Source organism: Streptomyces sp. IBSNAI002, from assembly GCF_052244475.1.
Lineage (GTDB): Bacteria > Actinomycetota > Actinomycetes > Streptomycetales > Streptomycetaceae > Streptomyces.
In genome coordinates, this window is sequence record NZ_JBQPXG010000002.1 from 6,991,923 (window position 1) to 7,018,774 (window position 26,852).

Here is a 26,852-nt window from a genome sequence, read left to right on the forward strand (position 1 = left end):
GACCACCCGCCCTCCGGCCGGCCCGCGCCCGGCCGCGGCCCGGCGCCCGGCCGCGTCCGGCGCCCGGCGCACCCCCGTCCGGCCCGCGCCGCCGGCCCGGGCAACCTCCCGGCCCGCGGAGGCGTCTGTCCCGGCGGGCTTCGCGGCGGGCCGGGACGGCACGGGGGAGGGCGCATGAGCGGCAGCGACCAGCGTGCCGTCGTCGTCGGCGGAGGACTCGCCGGGGTCACGGCCGCCCTCGAACTCGCCGACGCCGGGCTCCGGGTGACCCTGCTCGAAGGCCGTCCGCGCCTCGGCGGACTGGCGTTCTCGTTCAAGCGCGGCGAACTCACCGTGGACAACGGCCAGCACGTCTACCTGCGCTGCTGCACCGCCTACCGGTGGTTCCTCGACCGCGTCGACGGCGCCGCCCTGGCGCCGCTCCAGGACCGGCTGGACGTCCCCGTCCTCGACGTCGCCCACGCCAAGGGACCGCGCCTGGGCCGGCTGCGCCGCAGCGCCCTGCCCGTCCCCCTGCACCTGGCCGGATCACTGGGCCGCTACCCGCACCTGTCCCTGGCCGAACGCGCGAGCGTCGGCCGCGCCGCCCTCGCGCTGCGCCGGCTCGACCCCGCCGATCCGGCGCTGGACGGCCTGGACTTCGCGACCTGGCTCGGCCGCTACGGGCAGTCCCCCCGGACCATCGAGGCCCTGTGGGACCTCGTCGGCATCGCGACCCTCAACGCCACCGCCGAGAACTCCTCCCTCGGCCTGGCCGCCATGGTCTTCAAGACCGGCCTGCTCTCCGAGAACGGCGCCGCCGACATCGGCTGGGCGCGCGTACCGCTCGGCGACCTGCACGACACGCTCGCCCGCAAGGCCCTCGACGCGGCCGGCGTGCGCACCGCCCTGCGCGCCCGGGTCACCGCCGTCTCCCGTACCCCCGAAGGGGCTTGGCGGGTCGACACCGAGGACGAGTCCCTCGACGCCGGCACCGTCGTCCTCGCCGTCCCGCAGCGCGAGGCGCACGGACTGCTGCCGGCCGGCGCCCTCGCCGACCCCGACAAGCTGCTCGACATCGGCACCGCGCCGATCCTCAACGTCCACGTCGTGTACGACCGCAAGGTCCTTCGGCAGCCCTTCTTCGCGGCGCTCGGCTCCCCGGTGCAGTGGGTCTTCGACCGCACCGACTCCTCCGGGCTCCCCGACGGCGGCCAGTACCTGGCCGTGTCCCAGTCCGCCGCGCAGGAGGACATCGACGAGCCGGTGTCCGTCCTGCGCGCCAAGTACCTGCCCGAGCTGGAGCGGTTGCTGCCCGCCGCGCGCGGCGCCAAGGTACGGGACTTCTTCGTCACCCGGGAGCGGACGGCCACCTTCGCTCCCGCACCCGGCGTCGGACGGCTGCGCCCCGGCGCGCGTACCGACACGCCGGGGCTGTATCTGGCCGGTGCGTGGACTGCCACCGGTTGGCCCGCGACCATGGAGAGCGCCGTCCGGAGCGGAATGAGCGCGGCGCACGCCGCGCTCTCCGCGCTCGGCCGCCCCCGCGAACACCCTCTGCAGGAGGCGGCATGACGACCACCAGCACCACCAGCACCACCGGCACAGCACGTACAGGAACCAGAGGAGAGCCAGTGAACCCGGGGAATCCGGCTGTCGAGAACACGGATGCCAGCGTGGGCACAGCCGGCAGGGGAGTGGAGAAGGCCGACACGCTCGCGCTCCTGGAGCGGGGCCGCACGCTGTCCACCCCCGCGCTCCGCGCCGCCGTGGACCGGCTCGCCGCGCCCATGGACACCGTCGCCGCCTACCACTTCGGCTGGATCGACGCCCAGGGCAACCCCGCGGACGGCGACGGCGGCAAGGCCGTCCGGCCCGCCCTCGCGCTGCTCTCCGCCGAGGCAGCGGGCGCCGCCGCCGAAGTCGGCATCCCGGGCGCCGTGGCCGTCGAGCTCGTGCACAACTTCTCGCTGCTCCACGACGACCTGATGGACGGCGACGAACAGCGCCGCCACCGCGACACGGTGTGGAAGGTGCACGGTCCGGCGCTGGCGATCCTGGTGGGCGACGCGCTCTTCGCCCTCGCCAACGAAGTGCTGCTGGAGCTGGGCACCGCCGAGGCGGGCCGCGCGGCGCGCCGGCTGACCACCGCCAGCCGCAAGCTCATCGACGGCCAGGCCCAGGACATCTCCTACGAGCACCGCGAGCGCGTCAGCGTCGAGGAGTGCCTGGAGATGGAGGGCAACAAGACGGGCGCGCTGCTCGCCTGCTCGGTCTCCATCGGCGCCGTCCTCGGCGGCGCGGACGACCGCACGGCCGACAAGCTCGAGGAGTACGGCTACCACCTGGGCCTCGCCTTCCAGGCCGTGGACGACCTGCTCGGCATCTGGGGCGACCCGGACGCCACCGGCAAGCAGACCTGGAGCGACCTGCGCCAGCGCAAGAAGTCCCTGCCGGTGGTCGCCGCCCTCGCGGCCGAGGGGCCCGCCGCCGAGGAGCTCGCCCAGCTGCTCGCCGCCGACGCCAAGAGCAACGACTTCGAGAACTTCTCGGAGGAGGAGTTCGCGGCCCGCGCGGCGCTCATCGAGGCGGCCGGCGGACGCCAGTGGACCGCCGACGAGGCGCGCCGCCAGCACGCGGTGGCCATCAGGGCCCTGGACGACGTCGACATGCCCCGGCGGGTGCGCGACCAGCTCGTGGCCCTCGCCGACTTCGTCGTCGTGCGCAAGAGGTGAACGCCGCACGGAAGCGGATATGACTCGCGAGTCGCCGGCCGGCGACGCCACCCCCGACTGACGGAGGCGCGCGCCGGCCGACGGCAGACCCCAGCACAGCAGAGGACAGACTGCACGAAGGGGAAGCCATGACAGCGACGACCGACGGCAGCGCCGAGGGCGCTGGCGCTGGCAGCGAAGCCGCCCCCGGGGCCGCGGACGGTGCGGGTCCGGACGGCTTCGCCGCCCGGTGGGGGGCGGCCGCGCCGGAAAGCGGCCGCGGCGGGGTCCGTACCGCCACCGCCGACCTGCCCGAACCGCCCGACGGCGACCGGCGGGAGGTGTACGAGGCCGCCGCGCGGGCCACCCGGCACCTGCTGGCGCGGCAGGACGCGGCGGGGTGGTGGAAGGGCGACCTCGAGACCAACGTGACCATGGACGCCGAGGATCTGCTGCTGAGGCAGTTCCTCGGGATCCGCGACGAGGCCACCACCCGCGCCGCCGCCCTGTTCATCCGCGGCGAGCAGCGGGACGACGGAACCTGGGCCACCTTCCACGGCGGACCGCCCGAACTCTCCGCCACCATCGAGGCCTACGTGGCCCTGCGCCTGGCCGGCGACGCCCCGGACGCCCCGCACATGGCCCGCGCGTCGGCCTGGATCCGGGCCCACGGCGGGATCGCCTCGGCCCGGGTCTTCACCCGCATCTGGCTGGCCCTGTTCGGCTGGTGGAGCTGGGACCACCTGCCCGAACTCCCGCCCGAGCTGGTGTTCCTGCCGCCCTGGGTGCCGCTGAACATCTACGACTTCGGCTGCTGGGCCCGCCAGACCATCGTCCCGCTCACGGTCGTCTCCGCGCTGCGCCCGGTCCGCCCGGCCCCCTTCGCCCTCGACGAGCTGCACGCCGACGCCCGGGTGCCGAACCCCGCCCGGCGGCTCGCCCCGCTGGCCAGCTGGGACGGCGCCTTCCAGCGGATGGACCGGGCCCTGCACGTCTACCGGCGGTTCGCCCCGCGCCGGCTGCGCAAGGCGGCCATGTCCGCCGCCGCCCGCTGGATCGTCGAACGCCAGGAGAACGACGGCTGCTGGGGCGGCATCCAGCCGCCGGCCGTGTACTCGGTCATCGCCCTGCACCTGCTCGGCTACGACCTCGGCCACCCGGTGATGCGCGCCGGACTGGAATCCCTCGACCGCTTCGCGGTGTGGCGCGAGGACGGGGCCCGGATGATCGAGGCCTGCCAGTCCCCGGTGTGGGACACCTGCCTCGCCGCGATCGCGCTGGCCGACGCGGGTCTGCGCCCCGACCACCCGGCGCTGGTCAAGGCCGCGGACTGGATGCTCGGCGAGGAGATCGCGCGCACCGGGGACTGGGCGGTGCGCCGGCCCGGGCTCGCCCCCGGCGGCTGGGCGTTCGAGTTCCACAACGACACCTACCCCGACATCGACGACACCGCCGAGGTCGTCCTCGCGCTGCGCCGCGTCAAGCACCCGGACCCGGCCCGGGTCGAGGCGGCCATCGCCCGCGGGGTGTCCTGGAACCTCGGCATGCAGTCGAAGAACGGCGCGTGGGGCGCCTTCGACGCCGACAACACCAGCCCCTTCCCGAACCGGCTGCCCTTCTGCGACTTCGGCGAGGTCATCGACCCGCCCTCGGCCGACGTCACCGCCCACGTGGTGGAGATGCTCGCCTTCGAGGGCAGGGGCGGCGACGCGCGGACCCGGCGCGGCGTCGCCTGGCTGCTCGCCGAACAGGAGCCCGACGGGGGCTGGTTCGGCCGCTGGGGCACCAACTACGTCTACGGCACCGGGTCGGTGGTGCCGGCCCTCACCGCGGCCGGCATCGCCCCGGGGCATCCCGCGATCCGGCGGGCCGTGCGCTGGCTGGAGTCCGTACAGAACGAGGACGGCGGGTGGGGCGAGGACCAGCGGTCCTACAAGGACCGGTCCTGGGCCGGGAAGGGTGCCTCCACCCCCTCGCAGACGGCGTGGGCGCTGATGGCGCTGCTGTCGGCGGGCGAACGGGACGGCAGGGCCGTCGAGCGGGGAGTCGCCCACCTGGTCGCGACCCAGCGGGAGGACGGCTCCTGGGACGAACCCCACTTCACGGGCACCGGCTTCCCCTGGGACTTCTCCATCAACTACCACCTGTACCGGCAGGTGTTCCCGCTCACCGCGCTCGGCCGCTACCTGCACGGGGAACCGTTCGCGGCCGCCGGAGGGTCCTGATGTCCGCGGCCCGGGGGAACGGAGCCGCGGACCCGGGTCCGCTGCTGGTGGCCTGCGCCCTGCGCATCGAGCAGACGGCGCTGCGCAGCGCGGGCCGCGGGGACTACGCCCTGCTCCGCACCGGCATGGGCCCGCGCGCGGCCGGACGGTCCGTCGGCCGCGCGCTGGAGCGGCCGGGGATGGACCGGGCGGCCGTCCTCGCGACCGGGTTCTGCGCCGGGCTGGTGCCCGGCATGCACCCCGGCGACCTGGTCGTCGCCGAGGAGACCCGGGATCCGCAGGGGGTGGTCGCCTGTACCGGGACCGCCCTGCTCGCCGAGGCACTGGCCCGGGCCGCCCCCGGCCGGACCGTGCACACCGGCGCACTGACCGGATCCGACCACGTCGTCCGCGGCCAGGAGCGCGCGCAGCTGCGCGCCACCGGCGCCATCGCGGTCGACATGGAGTCCGCGGCCACCCTGTGGGCCGCCACCCGGGGCGGCTGCCCCCCGTCGGGGGGAGGACGCCCGGTTGCGGCCGTCCGGGTGATCGTGGACGCTCCGGAGCATGAGCTCGTCCGCATCGGCACGGTCCGCGGTGGAATATCGGCCTTCCGCGTACTGCGTGCCGTACTGCCCGCGTTTTATGACTGGCACCGTTCTTTGCTGCTCCCCAGGAGGTGAGCCAGATGGCCATGCCGCTGCGCCAGACCATCAGGGTCGGGACGTATCTGCTCGAACAGAAGCTCCGCAAGCGTGAGAAGTTCCCGCTGATCGTCGAGCTGGAACCGCTCTACGCGTGCAACCTGGCCTGTGAGGGGTGCGGGAAGATCCAGCATCCGGCCGGGGTGCTCAAGCAGCGCATGCCGGTCGCCCAGGCGGTCGGCGCCGTGCTGGAGTCGGGTGCGCCCATGGTGTCCATCGCGGGCGGCGAGCCCTTGATGCACCCGCAGATCCACGAGATCGTCCGCCAGCTGGTCGCCAAGCGGAAGTATGTGTTCCTCTGCACCAACGCGATGCTCCTGCGCAAGAAGATCGAGAAGTTCACCCCGTCCCCGTACTTCGCCTTCGCCGTGCACATCGACGGGCTGCGCGAACGGCACGACGAGTCGGTGGCCAAGGAAGGTGTCTTCGACGAGGCGGTCGCGGCCATCAAGGAGGCGAAGAGGCGCGGCTTCCGGGTCACCACCAACTCGACGTTCTTCAACACGGACACCCCGCAGACGATCATCGAGGTGCTCAACTACCTCAATGACGACCTCCAGGTCGACGAGATGATGATCTCGCCCGCCTACGCCTACGAAAAGGCTCCCGACCAGGAGCACTTCCTGGGCGTCGAACAGACCCGCGAACTCTTCAGGAAGGCCTTCGCGGGCGGCAACCGCAGGCGCTGGCGGCTCAACCACTCGCCGCTCTTCCTGGACTTCCTGGAAGGAAAGGCCGATTTCCCCTGCACGGCCTGGGCCATTCCGAATTACTCGCTCTTCGGCTGGCAGCGCCCCTGCTACCTGATGAGCGACGGATACGTCCCGACGTACCGGGAACTGATCAACGACACGGACTGGAGCAAGTACGGCCGCGGAAAGGACCCGCGCTGCGCGAACTGCATGGCGCACTGCGGATACGAGCCCACCGCCGTCCTCGCCACCATGGGCTCCCTCAAGGAGTCCCTGCGCGCGGCGCGGGAGACGATCGGCGGGAACCGGGACGCGTCGGCATGACGCCCCCACCGGGAGGGGGGACGGAGGGCGGCCGGGGCAAGGGCTTCGACCTCGGCGCCCTGCTGGCCGAGCGCGGCGGCGAGCGGTACGAGCTGCACGCCCGGCACCTCAACCACCAACTGCCGCGGATGCTCCACACCATCGGTTTCGACAAGGTCTACGAGCGGGCCGAGGGCGCCCACTTCTGGGACGCCGAGGGCAACGACTACCTCGACATGCTGGCCGGGTTCGGGGTGATGGGCCTGGGCCGGCACCACCCGGTGGTCCGCCGCGCCCTGCACGAGGTCCTGGACGCCCAGCTCGCCGACCTCACCCGCTTCGACTGCCAGCCGCTGCCCGGGCTGCTGGCCGAGAAGCTGCTCTCGTACAGCCCCCACCTGGACCGGGTCTTCTTCGGCAACAGCGGCACCGAGGCGGTGGAGACGGCCCTGAAGTTCGCCCGGTACGCGACGGGACGGCCCAGGGTCCTCTACTGCGACCACGCCTTCCACGGGCTCACCACGGGCTCGCTCTCGGTGAACGGGGAGGACGGCTTCCGGGACGGTTTCGCACCGCTGCTGCCCGATACGAAGATCGCCCTCGGGGACCTGGGCGCCCTGGAGCGCGAGCTGCGCAAGGGCGACGTGGCGGCCCTCGTCGTCGAGCCGATCCAGGGCAAGGGCGTCCTCGCCGCTCCGCCCGGCTTCCTGCTCGCCGCGCAGGAACTGCTGCACCGCCACAAGGCGCTGCTGATCGCGGACGAGGTGCAGACCGGCCTCGGACGGACCGGCGACTTCTACGCGTACCAGTACGAGCCGGGCGTGGAACCCGACCTGGTGTGCGTGGCCAAGGCGCTCTCGGGCGGCTACGTGCCGGTCGGTGCGACCCTGGGGAAGGACTGGATCTTCAAGAAGGTCTACTCGTCCATGGACCGGGTCCTCGTGCACTCCGCGAGCTTCGGCTCCAACGCCCAGGCGATGGCGGCCGGACTGGCGGTGCTGTCGGTCATGGAGGACGAGGAGGTCGTCGCGCACGCCCGGGCCGTGGGCGACCTGCTGCGCGGGCGGCTCGCGGCCCTGGTGGACGAGTACGAGCTGCTGCACGAGGTGCGGGGGCGCGGGCTGATGATCGGCATCGAGTTCGGCCGGCCGTCCTCGCTGGGGCTGCGCAGCCGGTGGGCCATGCTCCAGGCGGCCCGCAAGGGGCTCTTCGCGCAGATGGTCGTGGTGCCGCTGCTGCAGAAGCACCGGATCCTCACCCAGGTGTCCGGAGACCACCTGGAAGTGATCAAGCTCATCCCGCCGCTGATCGTGGACGAGCGGGACGTCGACCGGTTCGTCGGCGCCTTCCGCGAGGTCATGGACGAGGCGCACGGCGGGTCGGGGCTGATGTGGGAGTTCGGCAGGACCCTGGTGAAGCAGGCCGTCGGCAACCGGTGACGGCCTGCTCCGGCAGGCGGCGGGACGGCCGGACCGTCAGGCCAGCAGCCGGTCCCGCAGCCGGGCGAGGGTCTCGGGCGTGAGCCCGAGGCCCTCCGTCAGGTAGCCCTCGCGTCCGCCCCACTGCTCGTCGATGGTGTCGAAGGCCGCCGTCAGGTACTCGGCGCGGGCGTCGAAGAGCGGGGCGAGGAGCTCCATCACCTCGGGGGAGCGGGCCTCCTGCGACTCGCTGCTGCGGCGCACCCGGTAGCGGCGGTGCGGGGCGTTCGATTCCAGGTAGTCCGCGATGATCGCGTCCCGCTCGACACCGAGCGCGAGCAGGACGACGGCGACCGAAAGGCCCGCGCGGTCCTTCCCGGCCGCGCAGTGCAGCAGGGCGGGGACACTGTCCTCGGCGAGGGCGTGCACCACCCGGCTGTGCTCGGCCGTGCGGTGCCGGATGATCGTGCGGTACGACTGCGCCATCCGGGCCGCGGCCTTGCCGTCGCCCAGGACCGAGCGGAGCTGGTCGAGGGCGCCCTCGCGGACCATGGCCCAGAACTCGCGGCCGTCGGCCGGGTCCGAGAGCGGGATGTTGACGTTCCTCACCCCGGGGAGGACGACGTCCGGTCCCTCCAGGGCGTGGTCGGCGTCGTTGCGGAAGTCGAAGATGGTGTGGAGCCCGAGCGATGCCAGGAACTCCGCATCGGTTTCGGTGGCATGTGCGAGATGTCCGCTTCGGAACAGTCGTCCCGTCGCCACTCGTTGTCCGTCAGAAGTTGACAATCCGCCCACATCGCGGAAATTGCGCACTCCGGACAGTTCCGGCTCCTGTATCTGCTGGGTCAAAGGAACTCCTCCGCTTCTTCATGGGACAGCTTGTCCGTATTGAGCTGGTTGGCTCCAACTTGCCATGCCCGGCGGCGAGATCGGGCACGGCCCCGTGAGCCAGATCATACGGTGACCGTGCGTGCCTGATCGCGAAAGCCGAATGGCCCGGCCGGGGCGGTTGTTGACGGTGCGGAATGGACGGAGGGTGACCGGAATTCCGTCGATCCCTCACCCCGGTGATTCTTCAGGGGAATTCATGGCTTGTTACGTACGGGCGGACTCGATTACCTTCGCGATCGATCCGGGTGGACCGCCTAATCCTGCCGCCTCCCGGAAACCCCACCGACTATTCACGCGCGCGGCAGGAGCGGGGGAACCAGGTAAGCCGCTGTTCCGGATCTTTCCCCGGAACGGCTTGGGGTGAAGTCGTACATGTTCCGTTCATGTACGTCCGGACATCTCCAGTCCGAACCCGACAGCTCACCTCGCAGGCGACGGAGAGGAATTCGCCATGCCTGCAAAGGGTAAGCACCGCCGTCCCAAGTCCCGTTCCCTTTCCCGCGGTCTCGCCGTCGCCGGCACCGGTGGTGCGGCCCTCGCGCTGCCCCTCATGGGTGCGGCCGGCGCCAGCGCCGCCCCGGCTCCCGCCGCCGCTCCGGCCACGGCCCCCGCCGTCGCTCCGCAGCTCCCGGTCGCGTTCCAGGCCGCGCCCGCCGCCGCCGAGTCCGCACCGGCCGTCTACACGGTCGTGCCCGGCGACTACCTCTCCAAGATCGCCGCGGAGCGCAACCTCTCCGGTGGCTGGGAGAAGCTCTACGCCGACAACCGCGAGGCCGTCGGCACCGACCCCTCCCTGATCCACCCGGGCCTGAAGCTGACCCTCGGCGCGAAGTCGGCGGCCCCGGCCGAAGCGGCTCCGGCTCCGGCTCCCGCCGAGCGGTCCTCGACCGGCGCCCCGTCCGCCGACGAGGGCTCCTCCGGTGAGCAGGCGGCCCCCGCCCCCGCCCCGCAGCCCAAGCAGAAGCCGCAGGGCGGCGGCTCGTCCACCGAGGCGAAGGCCCCCGGCGCCGGATTCGTGGCCCCGGTCCCCGGCGGGATATCCACCCAGTACCGGGCCTCGGGCGCCATGTGGTCCTCGGGCTACCACACCGGCGTCGACTTCATCGCGAGCTCCGGCACCGACGTCAAGGCCGTCGGTGCGGGCACCGTGGTCTCGGCCGGCTGGGCCGGATCGTACGGCAACGAGGTCATCATCAGGCACGCGGACGGCAAGTACTCCCAGTACGGCCACCTCTCCTCGCTCTCCGTCTCGGCCGGCCAGAGCGTCACCGCCGGGCAGCGCATCGGCCTCTCCGGCTCCACCGGCAACTCGACCGGCCCGCACCTCCACTTCGAGATCCGCACGGGCCCGTCCTACGGCTCGGACATCAGCCCGGTGAGCTACCTCCGCTCGAAGGGCGTCACCATCTGACGGCGGCCGCCGTCGGAGCACGGACCCGCGTCAGGCCGGGACCCGAGGGGGGTCCCGGCCTGATGTGTACTTATTCCTTATCCTCCGCGTGGTATAGATCACGGTCCGTCAACCCCTGCTTACGTTGGCGTAGGTCGTGTGCGCGGGTGAAGGATGTCGTTCCGTGGCAGCGACGAAGACGACACTCAAGACCATCGGCTCGTACGCGGCGATCGGGGACAGCTTCACCGAGGGCGTGGGGGACCCGGGACCCGGGGATTCTTATCTCGGCTGGGCGGACCGGCTCGCCGTGCTCCTGGCCGACCAGCGCGACGAACACGACTTCCGGTACGCGAACCTGGCCGTGCGCGGCCGGCTCCTCGACCAGATCGTGGCCGAGCAGGTACCGCGGGCCAAGGAGCTCGCGCCGGACCTCGTGACCTTCTGCGCGGGCGGCAACGACATCATCCGGCCCGGCACCGACCCGGACGACGTGGCGGAGCGGTTCGAGGCCGCCGTCGCCGACCTCACGGGGGCCGTCGGCCTGGTCATGATCACCACCGGCTTCGACACCCGGGGGGTGCCGGTCCTCAAGCACCTCCGGGGCAAGGTGGCGACGTACAGCGCGCACGTGCGCGCCATCGCCGACCGCTACGAGTGCCCGGTGCTCGACCTCTGGTCGCTGAGGTCCGTACAGGACCGGCGCGCCTGGGACGCCGACCGGCTGCACCTGTCGCCCGAGGGGCACACTCGGGTGGCGCTGCGCGCCGCTCAGGTGCTCGGGCTCGAGGTGCCGGCCGACCCGGACCAGCCCTGGCCGCCGCAGCGGCCGCGCGGCTCGGTGGACGTGACCCGGGACAACATCCAGTGGGCGCGCGAGCACCTCGCGCCCTGGATCGGGCGGCGGCTGCGCGGCGAGTCCTCCGGGGACCACGTCGAGGCGAAGCGCCCGGACCTGCTGCCCCTGTAGGGGGCCGCAGACGGAGGACGGGGGCCGTAAGCGGAATCCTTCGGGGTATGTGTGCGTTGGCATGGTCGTAGACCGACGACCGTCCCGACCCCATTCTCCCAGGAGGCGCCTTGACCGGCTCCCGTCCCCCGCGTCCCCTGCGTCCGCGGTTGCGTGCCCTGCGGCCCGAAGCCTTCGGCGCCGACCCGTCCGGCGCCCGGCTGGAGCGCATCCACCGTTCGCCGAACTTCGCCGACGGCGTCTTCCAGAACCCGCTCGGGGCCCGGACCAGGCCCTCGGGGTCGATGGCGGAGTTCGCCAAGATCTACTTCCACCGGGAGCAGCGGATCCGGCGGACCCCCGGCGCCCCCATCCCCGTGTACCCGACGACCCTCGCGGAACTGGCCAAGCCGCCCGCGAGCGGACTGCGGATCACCTGGATGGGACACTCCAGCGTGCTCGCCGAGATCGACGGGCGACGCGTGCTGTTCGACCCGGTGTGGGGCGAGCGGTGCTCGCCCTTCCCCTTCGCCGGGCCCAAGCGGCTGCACCCCGTACCCGTACCGCTGGCCTCGCTGGGCCCGGTGGACGTCGTGGTGATCTCGCACGACCACTACGACCACCTCGACCTGCCGACGATCAAGGAGCTGGCCGGCACGGACACGGTCTTCGCCGTGCCGCTCGGCGTCGGCGCGCACCTCGAGCGCTGGGGCGTGCCCGCCGACCGGCTGCGCGAGCTGGACTGGAACGAGAGCACCAAGGTCGCCGGGCTGTCGCTCACCGCGACCCCGGCCCGGCACTTCTGCGGACGCGGACTGCGCAACCAGCAGCACACCCTGTGGGCCTCCTGGGTGGTCGCGGGGGACGCGCACCGGATCTACCACAGCGGGGACACCGGCTACTTCCCCGGCTTCACGGAGATCGGCGCAGAGCACGGGCCCTTCGACGCGACGATGATCCAGATCGGCGCCTACTCCGAATACTGGCCCGACATCCACATGACGCCCGAGGAGGGCATGCGCGCCCACCTCGACCTCCAGGGCGGCGCCCCGCACGGCACGATGCTGCCGATCCACTGGGGCACCTTCAACCTGGCCCCTCACCCGTGGGACGAGCCGGGCGAGGGGACCCTCGCCGCGGCGGAGGGGGCCGGAGCCGCGATCGCCCTGCCGGTCCCGGGGCAGCCCTTCGAACCGGGCGCGGCGGACGCCCCCGCGAAGCCGTGGTGGCGGCCGTTCGTGGCCGGCGGCCACGCGGCACCCGAGGTGGCCGTCGCCGCGGTCACGGCGGGCCGGGCGACGGGCGTGATCCGCGAGGAGCCCGAGGCCGTCGGGTCCTGACGGGCCGCGGCGCCCGCCGCGGGCCGGGGCCGGCGGGCGCCGGCCGGAGCGGCGGGCCGCAGCCGGGGCGCGGGCGGGCCGCGACCGGGGCGCGGGCGGTCGTACGGCGGAGGCCCGGGGCGGCGCCCCGGGCCTGCGGGGGCGCACGGCCGCCGCCGTACCCGCCGGAAGGCGACCCGGGGGATTCGGGCGGCTGTACGAGCGCTCCACCGGGAGCGGGAAGCACCCCGGCGAACTTCCCCAACTGGCCGTCCGGGGCGGGACGGTGCGGTCTAGCGTGGGTATCCGGTGATCAACACCGGGCCCCGGGAACGCTGGGGGCCGGGCCCCACGTACCGAGGACGCCGATGTCCGGACTCCGCGCCGCCCGCCACGCCCCGTCGAGACACGCCGTCACCGGTCCGGGCCGGCAGATACGCCCCCAGCTGGTCCGCGCCGCCGTCCTGCCCACGCTCGCCGCCGCGCTCAGCGGCGCCGCCGCGGTCATCTTCACCCTCCAGCTCGGCGGCGGGGCCGGGGACCGGGACGCCCGGCTCTGGCCGGTGCTCACCGGCTGCGCCCTGCTCGTGGCCGGAGCGCTCGCCGCGGCCCTGCTCGGCGCGCAGCGCGCCGCGAAGGCCGTACGGGACCGGTGCGAGTCGCTGCGCCGCTCCAGCGTGCGCGGCCGTCAGGAGCTGCGCGGCGCCGCCGACCGGCTGGAGCGCGGCGAGGCTCCCGGCCGGCCGGTGCGCGGCGGCCCGACCGGGACCCCGGCCGGCGCCGATCCCGCGGGGGTGGACGAGTTCTGGCTGCTCGCCCAGGAACTGCGCGGCGCCCGCGAACAGGCCCACGCGACCCTCGTACGGCTCGCCGGGCCGGCCACCCCGTCCGACAGCGAGCGGAAGGTCGAGGTCTTCGTCAACCTCGCGCGCCGCCTGCAGTCCCTCGTCCACCGCGAGATCTCGCTGCTGGACGAGCTGGAGGACACGGTCGAGGATCCGGACCTGCTCAAGGAGCTCTTCCACGTCGACCACCTCGCGACCCGGATCCGCCGCCACGCCGAGAACCTCGCGGTGCTCGGCGGGGCCGCCTCCCGGCGCCAGTGGACCCGTCCCATCGACCTCAGCGAGGTGCTGCGCTCCTCGGTCGCGGAGGTGGAGCAGTACACCCGGGTCAAGGTCGTGCCCCCGGCGGGCGGCAGCGTACGCGGGCACGCCGTCGCCGACGTGGTGCACCTGCTGGCCGAACTCGTCGAGAACGCCACCGTGTTCTCCGCCCCCGACACGGACGTCGTGCTGCGCGCGGAACGGGTCACCGCCGGGATCGCGGTCGAGGTGGAGGACCGCGGGCTGGGCATGCCGGCCGAGGAGCAGCACCGGATGAACGCGCTGCTCGGCGACCCCGACCAGATCAGCGTCCGGCACCTGCTCGCGGACGGGCGGATCGGGCTGTTCGTCGTCTCTGCGCTGGCCCGCCGGCACGGGATCGCCGTCGAGCTCAAGTCCAACATCTACGGCGGGGTGCTCGCCGTACTGGTACTGCCGCAGGAACTGCTGGGCGCGGAGGCCCCGGGCGCCGCCGACGCGGGCGGCTCCCGCGCGACCTCCTGGGGGACGGGCCGGGCCTCGCCGCTCCCGCCCCCGCTGGAACCCGTACGGGTGGCCCGCCCGCGCACCGAACCGGCCGGGCCCGTGCCGGCCGCCTGGCCGACGGACCCCGCAGGGCCGGCGCCGGGGCCGTGGTCCGTGAACGCGGAAGTGCCGGTGCCCGCGGACGGGGGTGTGGCGGAGGCCGAGGCGCCGTCACCGACGGGCGGGGGCGTGCCCGCGCCCCGGGCCGGGGGAGGGGCGGCGGTACCGACGGCGGCCCAGCCCGTGCCGGGGCCCGCCGCCTCGGCCCCGGACGGGGCGGCCGCCCGTTCCGCGGCCGGGGCCGGGCCCGTACCGGCCCCGCCCGAGACATGGGCCGGGCCGGTCCCCGCACCCGCGGCCCCGCCCGGCGTACGGACCGACCCGGCCCTGCCCGAGACGTGGACCGAGCCCGTACCGGCCGCCCAAGCCCCCGCCGGGCCCGCGGCAGGCGACCGGCCCGCCCTGCCCCGGCGGCGGGCGCAGTCGCACCTCGCGCCGCAGCTGCGGGAGGCGCCCGCTCCGCGGCGGGCCCCGGATCCCGAGCCACCCGTGCACGACCCCGGCCTGATGGCCGCCTTCCAACGGGGCTTCGGCCTCGCGCAGTCGGAGAACCAGGCATGACCCCGACCCCTCACCTCAGCAAGGAGCGCACCCCCATGGGCGGCGAAGTGGCGACGAAGACCGGCAGCCGGCTCTCGGATCTCGACTGGCTGCTCAGCGGCCTGGTGCAGCGCGTGCCGTACACGCGCAGCGCCGTGCTGCTCACCGCCGACGGCCTCGTGACCTGCGTGCACGGCCTGGACGCGGACAGTGCCGACCACATGGCGGCCCTGGCGTCCGGGCTGTACTCGCTGGGGCGCAGCGCCGGATCCCGCTTCGCGGACGGCGCCGAGGTCCGCCAGGTCGTCGTCGAACTCGACACCGCGCTCGTCTTCGTGTCGGCCGCCGGTTCCGGCACGTGCCTGGCCGTCCTCGCCGACCGCGAGGCCGACGCCGGGGTGCTCGGCTACGAGATGGCCATGCTGGTCAAGAGCGTCCGGCCGTACCTGGCGGCCCCGCCGCGGCGGCCCGTCGCCGACGCGGAGCGATGAAGGGCCGCGCGACGGGCACGTACCCGAAGGGACGGGACACCCCCTGGCTCGACGACTCGGCGGGCCGGGTGATGCGCCCGTACACCGCCAGCGGCGGGCGGACCCGGCCGGGCGTCGCGCTCGACCTGCTCTCGCTGGTGACGGCGACCGGAGTACGGCCGCGGGTACCGCTGGGGGCCGAGCACACGCTCGCCCTCCGGCTGTGCGCGGGCGCCGCGGCGGTCACGGTCGCCGAGGTCGCCGGGCAGCTGCGGCTGCCCGCGGTGGTGGTGAAGGTGCTGCTGTCCGACCTGATGGACCACGGGGCCGTCATGGCGCAGGCGCCGCGGTTCCCGGGCGGCGGACCGTTCGCCGCCGATGACCAGTCCCTGCTCCGGGCGGTGCTCGATGGCCTCCACAAACGCTTGTGACCCGTCCGCCCCCGAGGCCGCGCCCGCGACGTTGAAGATCCTGGTCGCGGGCGGTTTCGGGGCGGGCAAGACCACCTTCGTGAGCGCCGTGAGCGAGATCGAGCCGCTGAGCACGGAGGAGCTGCTCAGCGGCATCGGCGCGGCCGAAGACCCGCTGGACGGGGTCGAGGCCAAGACCACGACGACCGTCGCGCTGGACTTCGGCCGGATCACGCTCGACCGGCGGCACGTGCTCTACCTCTTCGGCACGCCCGGGCAGCACCGCTTCTGGTTCCTGTGGGAGGAGCTGTGCGCCGGCGCGCTCGGGGCGGTGGTGCTCGCCGACACCCGCCGGCTCGCCGACTGCTTCCCCGCCGTGGACTTCTTCGAGCGGCGCGGCATCGGCTTCATCGTCGCCGTCAACGAGTTCGACGGCGGTCACCGCTACGGGCCCGAGGAGGTCCGCGAAGCGGTGGGGCTCGGTCCCGAGGTGCCCGTCGTACGGTGCGACGCGCGCTTGACCAGCTCCGGGACGGGGACGCTCGCCGCCCTCGTCCGCCACCTCCTGTGCACGGCCACGGGGGCCACAGCCAGCTCTTCGTCTTCGGAGTCGGGGGAACCGTCATGACGTACTACGAATCGACCGGACACCTGCTGCTCACCCCCGTGGACCGGGAGGCGCCCGCGCGCGTCGTCCGGCTGCGGGAACTGGGCCTGGGGGAACGGGTGGACGCCGAACTGGACGCCTTCGCCCGGCGCGTCGCCGACGTGCTGGCGGCGCCCTACGCGGGGGTCAACTTCATCGGCGAGGAACGGCAGTTCTTCGCCGGGCTGCACCACGCCGCCGAGGCGCCGGCGAGCGACTACCCGGCGCGGGTGCTGGCCCGCGACCACGGCTACTGTCCGCACGTGGTGGTGCGGCGCCGGGCGCTGGTGCTGGAGGACGTACGGGACTTCGCGCGCTTCGCGGGCAACGCGGTGGTGGACGAGAGCGGGGTGCGCTCGTACGCGGGCGCCCCGCTGACGGACCGGCGGGGGTTCGTCCTGGGCACGGTGTGCGCGGTGGACGTGGTGCCGCGCAGGTGGGGCACCGAGGGCCTCGCCACGGTGAAGTCGCTGGCGGCGGAGCTGGTGGACCTCCTGCACGCGCGGGAGGACCGGCGGCGGACGGCGTAGTCCGGCGGATGTCAGTGGCGGGGTCTACGGTCGTCGCATGGCCACCACCGCGCAGGACGTCCGCACGATCGCGCTGTCGCTCCCGGACAGCAGCGAGAAACCGGCCTGGGGCATGCCCACCTTCCGGGTGGGCGGGAAGATCTTCGCCGCGCTGGCCGACGACGACACCTCGATCGGGGTCAAGTGCCCCAAGGAGGAGCGGGCCGGGCTGATCGCGGCGGAGCCGGAGAAGTTCTTCATACGCGCGGGCCACGACGACAACTACGCCTGGCTCCGGGTCCGGCTGGAGGCGGTGGAGGACGCGGCGGAACTGCGCGCGATCCTGACCGACTCCTGGCTCCAGGCCGCCCCGAAGCGGCTGGCCGCGGCCCATCCGGAGCTGACGGCCGGCGGTACGGGCGGCGAGCCCGGCGAGGGCTGAGCCCGCGCGGCGGCACGCAGACCGTGCCGCCGCGGCGGCCGGGAAGACCCCGGCTCCGGCGTGGCCCCGAAGGCGACGGCCTAGCGCCGGGTGGGCGGGTGCAGGAAGGCGGTGACGCGTTCGCGCAGGGACCGCGGATCCAGGCCGTGGGCCGCGGTGTGCTCGTCGATCGTGCCGTAGCGGCGCAGCTCCGCGCGGCCCACGCCCAGGCCCAGCACCCGGTGGGGCACGTCGGCCAGGGCGTCGTTCGCGGCGGCCGTGGAGGTGCCGGTGAGGTAGGGCTCGACGAGGACCACGTCGCCGGTACCGGCGCTCCGGGCGGCCTCGCGCAGCGCCGCGTCGTCGAAGGGGCGCACGGTGGGGGCGTACAGCACGGTCAGGCCCAGGCCCTCGGTCGCCGCGAGCACGTTGTCGAGCAGCGGCCCGACGGCGAGCACCACGCCGCCGGCTCCCTCCCGTACGGTCTGGAAGCGCAGGCCCTCCACCGGTCGCGGCTCCGCGTTCGACTGCTGCGAGAGCCGGACGTAGACCTTGTCGTCCCCGGCGGCGCAGGCATGCCGCAGCAGCGCCTCCGCCTCGTCGGGGTGCCCGGGGACGTGGACGGTCCAGCCCTCCAGGGTGTCCATCAGCGCCACGTCGCCCGGCGCCATGTGCGTGAACCCGCCGGACGGCCAGTCGTAGCTCGCGCTCGCGCTGACCAGCACACCGCCCGTGCCCTGGTGCCCGAAGTCCAGCTTGATCTGCTCGAACGGCCGCTCCACGAGGAAGCTGGCGAAGGTGTGCAGGACCGGCCGCAAGCCGGTGAGGGCCAGCCCGCCGCCCACGCCGACCAGCAGCTGCTCCCGGATCCCGACGTTGACCACCCGGTCCGGGTGGCGCTGCTGGGCGGGCAGGAACCCGTCCATGCTGATCTCGGCGAGCACCAGGGCCAGCCGCGGATCCTCGTCGAGCAGTCGCGAGGTGACGGAGATGAATCGTTCGCGCATGGTGTCCATGTAGATCTCGGCTCCCCTGCTTCTTCTACTGCTTCTTCTCGACCCGGGCGACCACGACGTGCGGCCGTCCGGGGTGCGGCGCGGTGAAGGCGGCGTGCAGCGCGGCGTGGTCCCGTCCGTCCACGGTGGCCGCGGACCAGCCGGCGGCCTCGAAACGGGCCGCGATCCCACCGGGCCAGCCGTGCGTGGCGGAGTCGTTGTCGATCACCACGGTGTGCAGCCTCTCCAGCCCGGCGGAGCCCGCGTACGCGAGCGCCTCGTGGTTGCTGCCCTCGTCCAGCTCGGCGTCCCCGATCAGCACCCACACCGCCGGCTCGGCCAGCCCCTGGGCGCGCAGCCCGAGCGCACTGCCCACGGCCAGCGGCAGCCCGTGCCCGAGCGACCCGCTGCCGATCTCCACGCCGGGTATCAGGGTGCGGTCCGGGTGGTGCCCGAGGGGCGAGTCGTACGACCCGAAGGCGGGCAGCCAGCCGACGGGGAAGAACCCCTTCGCGGCGAGTACGGCGTAGTACGCCATCGGCCCGTGCCCCTTGGACAGCAGGAACCGGTCCCGCCCGGGATCCCCGGCGGTCCCGGGCGTCACCCGCAGCACCCGGTCGTAGAGCACCCACAGCACGTCGAGCGTGGAGGTGGCGGCGGGCCCGTGCTTCTCGGCCCCGGTCATGAGGCCGATCAGCCGGCCCAGATCCTCGTAGCGGAAGTCCATGTCCGCGGTTGCCTGCGTCATGAGTGGATCATGCAACCTCAAGCCTGGTTGAGGTCAAGAAGGTCCCGGCCCGGATCCCGGACGGAAAAGGTGCGCGCGACCACCCCGCGAAGTGCGGTATTGTTCTCCTGCGCGTTCATCCAGGGGAAACCCCAGGTCAACGGGCATCGGGACGTGGCGCAGCTTGGTAGCGCACTTGACTGGGGGTCAAGGGGTCGCAGGTTCAAATCCTGTCGTCCCGACGGTGCTTTACGCACGTCGGAGGCCGTTCTCTCATCCGTGGGAGGGCGGCCTTTTCGTGTGTCCGGCTATTTGCCGCTCCGCGGGCTGTACGGCTGGAGGAGCTGGTCGACCGGTGCGTGGTCGTCGGTGAGCGGGCGGGCCGTGCCCGTCCAGGAGGTGAGGTCGCCGTCGGTGGCGATCTTCCACCCGGTCTCCCGGGCGTCCAGGGCCGCCTGGGTCGCGCGGAGGTCGACGGGCCGGTCGGAGGCGAGCACCACCAGGTTGCCGCCCGCGGGGGTGGACGTCGGGTCCAGGCCGATGTCGGAGGGCTTGCCGAGGACCGCGATGTGCTCGAACACCGCGTCGATGGTGGCGACTTCGGCCCGGGCGAAGGCCATGTCACCGTGGTCGATGAGGTTGGCGACGTACAGGCCGTCCTCGTCGAGCACCCGCCGTACCTCCCGCATCGCCTCCACCGTGGTCAGGTGCCACGGCACGCTGACGCCGCCGAAGGCGTCGCCGACGACGAGGTCGTGGCTGCCGGCGTCCAGTCGCCGCAGGCCGAGCCGGCCGTCCTCCACGCGTACGTCGATACCGCCGTCCGGGCTCAGCCCCAGCCGGTCGCGGTCGATGCGCACGACCCCGCCGTCGATCTCGGACACGAGGCTGCGCGTCCCGGGCCGTGTGGCCGCGAGGTAGCGGGGGAAGGTGAGCCCGCCGCCGCCCAGGTGGTGGGCGTCGAGCGGCTCGCCCTCGGGGAAGGCGGAGTCGACGGCCGAGGCGATGGCGCGCACGTACTCGAACGTGAGCAGGGTCGGGTCGTCGATGTCGACGTACGAGTGGCGCACGCCGTCCAGGACGAGCGTGCGGCCGCTGCCCCGGTCGGGGTCCGCGACGACCCGTGCGCAGTGGTACCGGGTCTCCGCGTCGCAGCCGCCGGGCGCGACCGTGGTGGCGAGACCGCCGGCGAGGACCACGAGGGTGAGGGCGGCAGTGCTTCTCCAGCCGCGCGTTCGCCACTCGGCCAGCGCCGAGCCGGCCACCAGCAGGGTGCCGAGGCCGATCAGGATGCCGCTGACCGGCAACCGTGCGATGAGGACGAAGCCGGTGAGGACCGTGCCGACGATGGCGCCGACGGTGCCCACGCCGGACAGCCGGCCGACCACCGTTCCGGTTTCGGCGAGGCTGGTGAGGCGCAGCTTGGTCACGATCGGCGTCACCGCGGAGAGCAGCGCGCCCGGCACGAGGATGGTCAGCGCGGCGGTCAGCAGGAGAACGGCCGGTGCCCACTCCGCCGTGGTGCGCAGCATGACGGGGGTGAGCGCCACGACCGCCCCCGACACCCCGAGCGCGGGGCCGATGAGCCGGCGCGGATCGACCTGGTCGGCGACGCGCCCGCCCAGCCAGGAGCCGAAGGCGATCGCGGTCAGCGCGATGCCGATCACCATCGTGCTGGTCTCGAGGGTGAGGCCGAGGTAGGGAGCGAGCAGCCGCAGGGCGACGATCTCCACCACCAGGACCGCGGCCGACGATCCGAACACGAGCACGGCGGCCGTACGGGGACCCAGGCGCTGGTCCTGGGGCGTGCCCTCGGCGACGGGCGGGGAGGACGATCCGGTCACGGGCGACATCCTCGCACGCGAGGCACCGCCGGCATCGGACAAGTCCCCGTTCCCGCCCGAAGGGGCCAAGACGCGCGCCCGGGGCCGCGGTTCGCGTCGCGGGACGCTGCCGGGCTTGCTGCCGGACGCGGCTGACACCGGTTGCGGCGGGAGGTTGTGGAGAGGGCGTGAACGTGTGGTGATCGGGTGTTGATCGGCCGTAGAACCGCGCCGTGGACGATCGGCGCCAAGGGGAACACGGCTCGACGGTCACCACCGCTCGCAGCCGCCCTCGGCGTCCCGTACGGCCGCCCGGGCCCCCCGGTCCCCGGTACTTGGCCAACCCACGGAAGGTGGACGAGGCATGCACGGTGTTCAGTTGCTGCGGTCGACGGCGGGCTTCGGAGAGCTGCTGAGGATCCGGCGTGAGCGGGTGGGGCTGACCCAGCAGGTGCTCGCCGATCACGCGACACTCAGCGTCCGGGCGATCCGTGACATGGAGAGCGGACGGGTGCAGCGGCCCCGGCAGGAGACGGTCCGGCTGCTGGCCGACGCGCTGCGGCTGGAGGGCCGCAACCGCTCGGACTTCGAGGCGGCCGCGCGCAGACAGGCCCTCGTCGAGGAGCCGGGGGACGAGCCGACGGCGCCGCCGGTCGCCCGGGGCGCCATCATCGGCCGGGAGCTGGAGGCCGAGGTGCTGACCGACGCCCTCGCCGTGCACGGCGACCGGCTGGTCACGGTGGCCGGGCTGGGCGGGGTCGGCAAGACCCGGCTGGTCCTGGAGGTCGCGCGCCGGCTCTACCTCGCGTCCGGGTGGTCCGTCCGCTGGATCGACTGCGGACGGCTGCCGGGCGCCCGGCTCGAACGCCGGGCGGACCTCGCCCGGGCGATCGGGGAGCGGCCCACGCTGCTGGTCCTGGACGGCGCCGACGCCGGCGTGGACACGGCGCTGCTGGACGAACTGTTCCAGCGCTGCCCCGGCCTGCGGGTACTGATCACCGCCCGGGTCCCGCAGCCGCTGTCCGGCGGCCAGGTGATCCCGCTGGCACCGCTGCCCACCCCGGGGCCGGAGCTCGACCACGACCCGGTGGCACTGGCCGAGGTGGGCGCCGTACGACTGCTCCTCTCGCACCTGCGCCGACTGCGCCCCGGCTACCGCCTGGAGCCCGAGGAGGCTCCTTCCGTCGCCGCGCTCTGCCGTCAACTGGACGGTCTGCCCGGGGCGCTGGAGCTCGTGGCCGGCTGGTCCACGGTGCTGTCCCCGCGCCAGCTGGTGGCGCGGCTGGCGGACGGGCCGTTCCATCTGGCTCCGCCGCCGGCCGGGTTCGGCGGCAGGGCGGACGTGGGCGCGGCTCTGGGGGCCGCGCTGGACCGGCTGACGCTCGGTCAGCGGGACCTGCTGGAGCGGCTCGCGGCGCGGCCGGGGGACTGGTCGGGTGAGGACGCCGTCGAACTGAGCGGCAGGCCGCCGCAGGAGTGCCTGGCGGCGGTGCACGAACTGCTGGCCAGCGGGCTGATCCGCAGCGTCCCGGCCCGCGACGGCGTCCGGTTCACCGTGCTGAACCTGTGCCGGCGCCTGTGCGGGGCCGGGGCCTACCCGGAGCTGGCGGCCGTCGGCTGAGGCGCGTGCGAAGGCCCCGGCTTGGCCCGATACTGCCCGGTTCCTGCCGGGTGAGCTGCCGGTCGGGCGTACCGATCCTTCCTAGCGTTCTGTTCACGGAGGCCCACCGCGTACGGGGTCTCTCCACCACCTACCGACACAGAGGGTTTGCGCCGTGGAGCAGCATGCCGTGGAGCAGCACGGAAAGGCCGAGCCGACCGGTCTGGACGTCGTCGTGACGACCATGGCCTCGGACTCGCACACCTGGAACCTGGTCTTCCTCCAGCTGCTGCTGGAAGAGCTCGGTCACCGGGTCACCAACCTGGGCGCATGCGTGCCGGACGAGCTGCTGGTCGCCGAGTGCCGCCGGATCGAGCCGGACCTGATCGTGCTGAGCAGTGTCAACGGGCACGGTTTCCACGACGGACTGCGGGTGATCTCGGCGTTGCGGACCTGCCCGGAGCTGGGCCGCACGCCGACGGTGATCGGGGGGAAGCTCGGGATCGCGGGCACCGGCAGCCCCGCCCGGCAGCAGGAGCTGCTGACCGCGGGCTTCGACGGCGTCTTCGAAGAGGGCGGCTCCGTACTGGACTTCCACTCCTTCCTCGGCTCGCTGTCCGCCGGATCCCGGGCGGTGCCCGGCGGGCCGAAGGCCCTGCCGGCCGGCCGCCCCGAAGCCCTGCCCGCCGGGCCCGAGGCGCTGCCCGCCGGGTCGGGGGTGCTGCTGTGACCGCCTCCCGCGGAGCCGCCGGCGATGCCCTCGCCGCACGCCCGGACGACGTCGCCGCCGTCCCGTCCTCCGGCTTCGGTGCCTTCGTCGCCCGTGCCAAGGCGGCCGGTGCGCTGGTGGTCCAGCCCAGGATGGGCATGGCCGATCCGCTGCGGATGCGCGACGGACTGATCGCCACCCGTGACGCGGACGCCGTCACCGTCGGCACCATCACGCTCGACAGCTACACCCGCACCGGCGACCTCGCGGCCGCCCGGCGCGCCCTCGACGAAGGGGTCGGCCTGAACGGCTACCCGATCGCCGCCCACCCCGCGGACACCACCCGCGCCGTGCTGCGGGGCGTCGCGGACGCGCGCTTCCCGGTGCAGGTCCGGCACGGATCGGCGATGCCGGAGCACATCGTCCGCGCGCTGCTGGCGCTCGGCCTCGACGCCACCGAGGGCGGCCCGGTCTCGTACTGCCTGCCCTACAGCCGGACCCCGCTGCGCGAGGCGGTCGCCAACTGGCAGCGCAGCTGCGAACTGCTCGTCTCAGCAGCCGAGTTCGGCGCGGAGCCGCACCTGGAGACGTTCGGCGGCTGTCTGATGGGGCAGCTCTGCCCGCCGAGCCTGCTGGTCGCGGTCAGTGTGCTGGAGGCGCTGTTCTTCCGGCAGCACGGGCTGCGCTCCCTGTCGCTCAGCTATGCCCAGCAGGCCGATCCGCGCCAGGACGAGGAGGCGCTGACCGTACTCGGGCGGCTGGCCGGTGAAATGCTGCCGGACGTCGACCACCACCTCGTCCTCTACGCCTACATGGGCGTCTTCCCGCGCTTGCCCGGCGGGGCCCGGCTGCTGCTGGAGGACGCGGCCCGGCTGGCGGTGCGGGCCGGCGCGGCCCGCCTGATCGTCAAGACCACCGCCGAGGCACACCGGATCCCGACCGTGGGCGAGAACATACGGGCGCTGGAGACGGCCGCGGCCGCCGCGGGCGGCACCCCGTACACCGGATTCCAGTGCTCCGAAGCCCAGGACACCGGCATCGAGGCGGAGGCGCGGGCGCTGATCGGGGCCGTGCTGGAGCTGGACGCCGACATCGGCCGCGCGCTGGTTCGGGCCTTCGCCGCCGGCTACCTGGACGTCCCCTACTGCCTGCACCCCGACAACGCCGGCCGGGCCCGCACCTCCCTCGCGCCCGACGGCCGGCTGCGCTGGTCGAGCATCGGGTCGATGCCCATCGCCGGCCTGGCGGACGACGGCCCGCGCCCGCCGATCCTGGGCTCGGCCGGGCTGATCTCGGCGCTCTCCCAGGTCCAGCGGACCTACGACGCCCGCGCCGAGACGCAGTCCGCCGTCGGCGCCGCCCCCGACACGCCTCGCACCTCCGTACCGCCCCGCACGACGACGCCCACGCACCGACGAGAGTTGGGACTCCAGCATGACCACTGACGGGCCCACGGCCTCCACGCCCCTCCCGGACCCCGGCCGCCACCTGACCGCCCCGGCCACGCGGAGCGCGCTCCGGATCCAGCACCAACTGATGGCATCCGCGCGCGAGTTCCTGCGTGAGCGCGGTTTCACCGAGCTGCTCCCGCCGATCATCGGACCGGTCACCGACCCCGGCTCGCGCGGCTCCAAGCAGGTCGACGTGGACTTCTACGGCCACCGGTACAAGCTGATGACGAGCGCCATCCTCTACAAGCAGGCCTCCCTGCTGGCCTTCGACAAGATCTTCTGCATCGCTCCCAACGTCCGGCTGGAACCCCTGGAGACCGCCGGAACCAACCGCCACCTCGCCGAGTTCCACCAGCTCGACGTGGAGGTGGCGGGAGCGACCAGGGACGACGCCGTCGCGCTGGTCGAGGAGCTGGTGGTGCACATGGTCGACAGCGCGGTCCGCGAGCTGCCCAAGGAATTCGCCGGACTCGGCCGGGACATCGGCGCGTTCACCCGGCTGCTGGGGGGCTCCTTCGGCCGGATGCGGCACGCGGAGGCGGTCACCGAGCTCCAGGGCCTCGGCCACCCGCAGAGCCCCGACGCCGAACTCGACTGGGAGGGCGAGGCATTGCTCTCCGCCCAGCGCGACCGGCCGTTCTTCGTCACGGACTACCCGAAGGGCTCGCGCGGCTTCTACGACCGGGAGGATCCCGAACAGCCCGGCCTGCTGCGGAACTTCGACCTGATCGCGGCCGAAGGCTACGGCGAGCTGTGCAGCGGCAGCCAGCGCACCAACGACTACGCCGAGATCGTCACCCGGATCCGGGAGACCGGCGAGAACCCGCAGAAGTACCGCTGGTACCTGGACCTGGTCCGCGAGGGCGTGCCCGGCAGCGCCGGATTCGGCATCGGTGTCGAGCGGCTCACCCGGTACGTCGCCGGACTGGACGCGGTCTGGCAGGCGGCGGCCTTCCCCAAGCTGGCGGGGGTGGTGTCGCCGTGAGCGATCTCTCGGCGCCCGGCTTCCCCGAGGAGGAGGTCCGCCGGCGCGCCCGGGCCGGGGCGGCGGCGGCCTTCCCGCCGCCCGGCGAGTACGGCCGGGTGCTGTTCGGCGCGGAGCAGCGGGGCGACCGGTACCCGGACGCCGAGCGGGATCCGCTGGACGCCCTGCGGATCGTCCCGCCGGTCTTCATGCCGCAGCGCCTCGCCCGGCTGATCGACCTCGGCCGGGAGCCGGACTACCGCGATGTCGAACTGGACACCGACATCGGCGGGTTCGGCTCCTCCCTGCCGGTGTACGTGTCCGCGCTCGGCTCCACCCGGGCGGCCGGCGGCGATCTCGGCCTGGCGCTCAGCAGGCAGGCGGGCGCGCTGGGCCTCCCCATGGTGATCGGCGAGAACGTCGTCCCGGTGAACGGCTACGGCCGGCTCGGCGAGGCGGCGGACCGGGCGCTGCTCGGCCGCCTGCGGGCCTACGCCGGGGAACTGCCGGACGGGCGGGGCGGGGTCGCCGTCCAGCAGTCCACCGAGGACGCCGACGCCGAGGTGTGGAACCTCGTCTACAGCGACCCGGCCGCACTGCCCTTGCTCGAAACCGGGCGGCTGGCCTTCGAGTTGAAGGTGGGCCAGGGGGCCAAGCCCGGTCTCGGCGGAATGACCGTGCTGGACGCCGAGGCGGCCGCCGGGCTCGGCCACCGGTACGGGCTCGACGAGGTCTTCGGGGACGGCCGGGTCCTGCGCTCCAGTACGCCCGGCACCTTCACGGCGGAGATCCTGCGCCAGCAGATCCGGCTGATGCGCAACAACTTCCCGCGAGCCCGGGTCTGGGTGAAGCTGCACCCCGGCCGGGACGTCGCCGAGGCCGCCCGGGTCGCCGCCGGTGCGGGGGCGGACGCCGTCACCGTGGACGGAGCCGAGGGCGGCACCGGCTGGGCGCCCGGAGTCTTCCCCGGCCAGGTCGGACTGCCGCTGGCGGAGTGCCTGCGCCGGCTCGCGGTCGCCGGACCGCCGCCCTGTCTGCTGGTCTCCGGACGGATCTGGGAGGGCGGCCGGGCCGTGAAGAGCCTCGCGCTCGGCGCCCGCGCGGTGGGCCTGGGCCGGGCGGCGCTGCTCGCCACCGCGGAGGACCCGCGGGCCGGTCTGATCCGGTTCGCCGAATGCCTCGCACTCGAAATCCGCATGCTGGTCAGTGCGCTCGGAAAATACGCGCCGACCGCACTGGACCGGGATGACGTATGGTCCCGTGATTTCCCCGGAAATACCGTCACCGCATAACCGGAGAGCCCTTTTTCCGCAGCCCGCCGAGACGCCCGCGC

At 73.8% G+C, this 26,852-nt stretch carries 24 protein-coding genes, 1 tRNA gene and 1 riboswitch; of the genes, 21 read left to right on the forward strand and 4 right to left on the reverse strand.

What is annotated here, in order from left to right:
- Positions 1-174: 174 nt before the first annotated feature.
- From hpnE to ACTVZO_RS32970, 6 genes are all read left to right on the forward strand, one after another.
- Positions 175-1,554 (forward strand): hydroxysqualene dehydroxylase HpnE, encoded by a 1,380-nt coding sequence (gene hpnE, locus ACTVZO_RS32945; protein ID WP_443301792.1) that lies wholly within the window; start codon positions 175-177, stop codon positions 1,552-1,554.
- Between the two features lie 59 nt (positions 1,555-1,613).
- On the forward strand, positions 1,614-2,714 hold the full coding sequence (locus ACTVZO_RS32950; protein WP_443303345.1) for a polyprenyl synthetase family protein: 1,101 nt from the start codon (positions 1,614-1,616) through the stop codon (positions 2,712-2,714).
- A gap of 128 nt (positions 2,715-2,842) precedes the next feature.
- Entirely contained in the window at positions 2,843-4,918 is a 2,076-nt protein-coding gene (shc, locus tag ACTVZO_RS32955; RefSeq protein WP_443301793.1) for a squalene--hopene cyclase, read from the forward strand.
- The gene (locus ACTVZO_RS32960) at positions 4,918-5,580 is read left to right on the forward strand and encodes a phosphorylase family protein (protein ID WP_443301794.1); all 663 of its coding nucleotides are present in this window, start codon (positions 4,918-4,920) and stop codon (positions 5,578-5,580) included. The genes shc and ACTVZO_RS32960 overlap by 1 nt, the downstream gene beginning before the upstream one ends.
- 5 nt (positions 5,581-5,585) lie before the next feature.
- The gene (gene hpnH / locus ACTVZO_RS32965) at positions 5,586-6,617 is read left to right on the forward strand and encodes an adenosyl-hopene transferase HpnH (RefSeq protein WP_384226452.1); all 1,032 of its coding nucleotides are present in this window, start codon (positions 5,586-5,588) and stop codon (positions 6,615-6,617) included.
- The gene (locus ACTVZO_RS32970; RefSeq protein ID WP_443301795.1) at positions 6,614-8,035 is read left to right on the forward strand and encodes an aspartate aminotransferase family protein; all 1,422 of its coding nucleotides are present in this window, start codon (positions 6,614-6,616) and stop codon (positions 8,033-8,035) included. The genes hpnH and ACTVZO_RS32970 overlap by 4 nt, the downstream gene beginning before the upstream one ends.
- A gap of 36 nt (positions 8,036-8,071) precedes the next feature.
- Here ACTVZO_RS32970 and ACTVZO_RS32975 read toward each other — a convergent pair whose 3' ends face one another.
- On the reverse strand, positions 8,072-8,863 hold the full coding sequence (locus tag ACTVZO_RS32975; protein WP_443301796.1) for a tyrosine-protein phosphatase: 792 nt from the start codon (positions 8,861-8,863) through the stop codon (positions 8,072-8,074).
- 315 nt (positions 8,864-9,178) lie between these two features.
- A riboswitch (cyclic di-AMP (ydaO/yuaA leader) is annotated at positions 9,179-9,354 on the forward strand.
- 2 nt (positions 9,355-9,356) lie between these two features.
- Between ACTVZO_RS32975 and ACTVZO_RS32980 the strand changes: the two genes are divergently transcribed.
- The 9 genes from ACTVZO_RS32980 (at position 9,357) to ACTVZO_RS33020 (ending at position 17,271) form a co-directional block, all read left to right on the forward strand.
- Complete coding sequence (locus tag ACTVZO_RS32980; RefSeq protein WP_443301797.1) at positions 9,357-10,316, forward strand: LysM peptidoglycan-binding domain-containing M23 family metallopeptidase; 960 nt, start codon at positions 9,357-9,359, stop codon at positions 10,314-10,316.
- A 163-nt stretch (positions 10,317-10,479) separates the two neighbouring features.
- On the forward strand, positions 10,480-11,265 hold the full coding sequence (locus tag ACTVZO_RS32985) for an SGNH/GDSL hydrolase family protein (protein ID WP_443301798.1): 786 nt from the start codon (positions 10,480-10,482) through the stop codon (positions 11,263-11,265).
- 110 nt (positions 11,266-11,375) lie between these two features.
- Positions 11,376-12,584, forward strand: a complete 1,209-nt coding sequence (locus tag ACTVZO_RS32990) for an MBL fold metallo-hydrolase (RefSeq protein WP_443301799.1) — start codon at positions 11,376-11,378, stop codon at positions 12,582-12,584.
- Between the two features lie 347 nt (positions 12,585-12,931).
- Entirely contained in the window at positions 12,932-14,815 is a 1,884-nt protein-coding gene (locus ACTVZO_RS32995) for an ATP-binding protein (protein WP_443301800.1), read from the forward strand.
- Positions 14,816-14,850: 35 nt separating this feature from the next.
- A complete protein-coding gene (locus ACTVZO_RS33000; RefSeq protein WP_384226463.1) occupies positions 14,851-15,285 on the forward strand; it encodes a roadblock/LC7 domain-containing protein in 435 nt (144 codons plus the stop codon).
- Complete coding sequence (locus ACTVZO_RS33005; RefSeq protein ID WP_443301801.1) at positions 15,282-15,695, forward strand: DUF742 domain-containing protein; 414 nt, start codon at positions 15,282-15,284, stop codon at positions 15,693-15,695. Before ACTVZO_RS33000 ends, ACTVZO_RS33005 begins: the two co-directional genes overlap by 4 nt.
- Positions 15,673-16,302, forward strand: a complete 630-nt coding sequence (locus ACTVZO_RS33010) for a GTP-binding protein (RefSeq protein ID WP_443301802.1) — start codon at positions 15,673-15,675, stop codon at positions 16,300-16,302. The genes ACTVZO_RS33005 and ACTVZO_RS33010 overlap by 23 nt, the downstream gene beginning before the upstream one ends.
- A complete protein-coding gene (locus ACTVZO_RS33015; RefSeq protein ID WP_443301803.1) occupies positions 16,299-16,850 on the forward strand; it encodes a GAF domain-containing protein in 552 nt (183 codons plus the stop codon). Before ACTVZO_RS33010 ends, ACTVZO_RS33015 begins: the two co-directional genes overlap by 4 nt.
- A gap of 37 nt (positions 16,851-16,887) precedes the next feature.
- Entirely contained in the window at positions 16,888-17,271 is a 384-nt protein-coding gene (locus ACTVZO_RS33020; RefSeq protein ID WP_443301804.1) for an MmcQ/YjbR family DNA-binding protein, read from the forward strand.
- Positions 17,272-17,351: 80 nt separating this feature from the next.
- Here the strand turns inward: ACTVZO_RS33020 and ACTVZO_RS33025 are convergent, their stop codons facing one another.
- Positions 17,352-18,266, reverse strand: a complete 915-nt coding sequence (locus tag ACTVZO_RS33025) for a transketolase family protein (RefSeq protein ID WP_443301805.1) — start codon at positions 18,264-18,266, stop codon at positions 17,352-17,354.
- Between the two features lie 25 nt (positions 18,267-18,291).
- Complete coding sequence (locus tag ACTVZO_RS33030; protein ID WP_443301806.1) at positions 18,292-18,993, reverse strand: transketolase; 702 nt, start codon at positions 18,991-18,993, stop codon at positions 18,292-18,294.
- 147 nt (positions 18,994-19,140) lie between these two features.
- On the opposite strand from ACTVZO_RS33030, the gene ACTVZO_RS33035 reads away from it, so the two are divergent.
- Positions 19,141-19,214, forward strand: a tRNA-Pro gene (locus tag ACTVZO_RS33035).
- 66 nt (positions 19,215-19,280) lie between these two features.
- Here ACTVZO_RS33035 and ACTVZO_RS33040 read toward each other — a convergent pair.
- A complete protein-coding gene (locus ACTVZO_RS33040) occupies positions 19,281-20,825 on the reverse strand; it encodes a fused MFS/spermidine synthase (protein ID WP_443301807.1) in 1,545 nt (514 codons plus the stop codon).
- 334 nt (positions 20,826-21,159) lie between these two features.
- On the opposite strand from ACTVZO_RS33040, the gene ACTVZO_RS33045 reads away from it, so the two are divergent.
- The 5 genes from ACTVZO_RS33045 to ACTVZO_RS33065 all read left to right on the forward strand — a co-directional run bounded on the left by ACTVZO_RS33045 (position 21,160) and on the right by ACTVZO_RS33065 (position 26,811).
- On the forward strand, positions 21,160-22,416 hold the full coding sequence (locus ACTVZO_RS33045; RefSeq protein ID WP_443301808.1) for a helix-turn-helix domain-containing protein: 1,257 nt from the start codon (positions 21,160-21,162) through the stop codon (positions 22,414-22,416).
- Positions 22,417-22,639: 223 nt separating this feature from the next.
- The gene (locus ACTVZO_RS33050; RefSeq protein WP_443303346.1) at positions 22,640-23,125 is read left to right on the forward strand and encodes a cobalamin B12-binding domain-containing protein; all 486 of its coding nucleotides are present in this window, start codon (positions 22,640-22,642) and stop codon (positions 23,123-23,125) included.
- Complete coding sequence (locus ACTVZO_RS33055; protein WP_443301809.1) at positions 23,122-24,549, forward strand: methylaspartate mutase; 1,428 nt, start codon at positions 23,122-23,124, stop codon at positions 24,547-24,549. The genes ACTVZO_RS33050 and ACTVZO_RS33055 overlap by 4 nt, the downstream gene beginning before the upstream one ends.
- Entirely contained in the window at positions 24,539-25,540 is a 1,002-nt protein-coding gene (locus tag ACTVZO_RS33060) for an asparagine synthetase A (protein ID WP_443301810.1), read from the forward strand. The genes ACTVZO_RS33055 and ACTVZO_RS33060 overlap by 11 nt, the downstream gene beginning before the upstream one ends.
- Positions 25,537-26,811, forward strand: a complete 1,275-nt coding sequence (locus ACTVZO_RS33065) for a glutamate synthase-related protein (protein ID WP_443301811.1) — start codon at positions 25,537-25,539, stop codon at positions 26,809-26,811. The genes ACTVZO_RS33060 and ACTVZO_RS33065 overlap by 4 nt, the downstream gene beginning before the upstream one ends.
- Positions 26,812-26,852 lie beyond the last annotated feature (41 nt).

Excerpts from the sequence above, each read along its gene's own strand:
- ACTVZO_RS33010 (WP_443301802.1), top strand. The coding sequence starts at position 15,673 with ATGGCCTCCACAAACGCTTGTGACCCGTCCGCCCCCGAGGCCGCGCCC.
- ACTVZO_RS33005 (WP_443301801.1), top strand. The coding sequence starts at position 15,282 with ATGAAGGGCCGCGCGACGGGCACGTACCCGAAGGGACGGGACACCCCC.
- ACTVZO_RS32980 (WP_443301797.1), top strand. The coding sequence starts at position 9,357 with ATGCCTGCAAAGGGTAAGCACCGCCGTCCCAAGTCCCGTTCCCTTTCC.
- ACTVZO_RS33030 (WP_443301806.1), bottom strand. The coding sequence starts at position 18,993 with ATGACGCAGGCAACCGCGGACATGGACTTCCGCTACGAGGATCTGGGC.
- ACTVZO_RS32960 (WP_443301794.1), top strand. The coding sequence starts at position 4,918 with ATGTCCGCGGCCCGGGGGAACGGAGCCGCGGACCCGGGTCCGCTGCTG.
- hpnE (WP_443301792.1), top strand. The coding sequence starts at position 175 with ATGAGCGGCAGCGACCAGCGTGCCGTCGTCGTCGGCGGAGGACTCGCC.
- ACTVZO_RS33020 (WP_443301804.1), top strand. The coding sequence starts at position 16,888 with ATGGCCACCACCGCGCAGGACGTCCGCACGATCGCGCTGTCGCTCCCG.
- ACTVZO_RS32995 (WP_443301800.1), top strand. The coding sequence starts at position 12,932 with ATGTCCGGACTCCGCGCCGCCCGCCACGCCCCGTCGAGACACGCCGTC.
- ACTVZO_RS33040 (WP_443301807.1), bottom strand. The coding sequence starts at position 20,825 with ATGTCGCCCGTGACCGGATCGTCCTCCCCGCCCGTCGCCGAGGGCACG.
- shc (WP_443301793.1), top strand. The coding sequence starts at position 2,843 with ATGACAGCGACGACCGACGGCAGCGCCGAGGGCGCTGGCGCTGGCAGC.
- ACTVZO_RS33025 (WP_443301805.1), bottom strand. The coding sequence starts at position 18,266 with ATGGACACCATGCGCGAACGATTCATCTCCGTCACCTCGCGACTGCTC.
- ACTVZO_RS33045 (WP_443301808.1), top strand. The coding sequence starts at position 21,160 with ATGCACGGTGTTCAGTTGCTGCGGTCGACGGCGGGCTTCGGAGAGCTG.
- hpnH (WP_384226452.1), top strand. The coding sequence starts at position 5,586 with ATGGCCATGCCGCTGCGCCAGACCATCAGGGTCGGGACGTATCTGCTC.
- ACTVZO_RS33000 (WP_384226463.1), top strand. The coding sequence starts at position 14,851 with ATGGGCGGCGAAGTGGCGACGAAGACCGGCAGCCGGCTCTCGGATCTC.
- ACTVZO_RS32970 (WP_443301795.1), top strand. The coding sequence starts at position 6,614 with ATGACGCCCCCACCGGGAGGGGGGACGGAGGGCGGCCGGGGCAAGGGC.
- ACTVZO_RS33060 (WP_443301810.1), top strand. The coding sequence starts at position 24,539 with ATGACCACTGACGGGCCCACGGCCTCCACGCCCCTCCCGGACCCCGGC.
- ACTVZO_RS33050 (WP_443303346.1), top strand. The coding sequence starts at position 22,640 with ATGGCCTCGGACTCGCACACCTGGAACCTGGTCTTCCTCCAGCTGCTG.
- ACTVZO_RS33015 (WP_443301803.1), top strand. The coding sequence starts at position 16,299 with ATGACGTACTACGAATCGACCGGACACCTGCTGCTCACCCCCGTGGAC.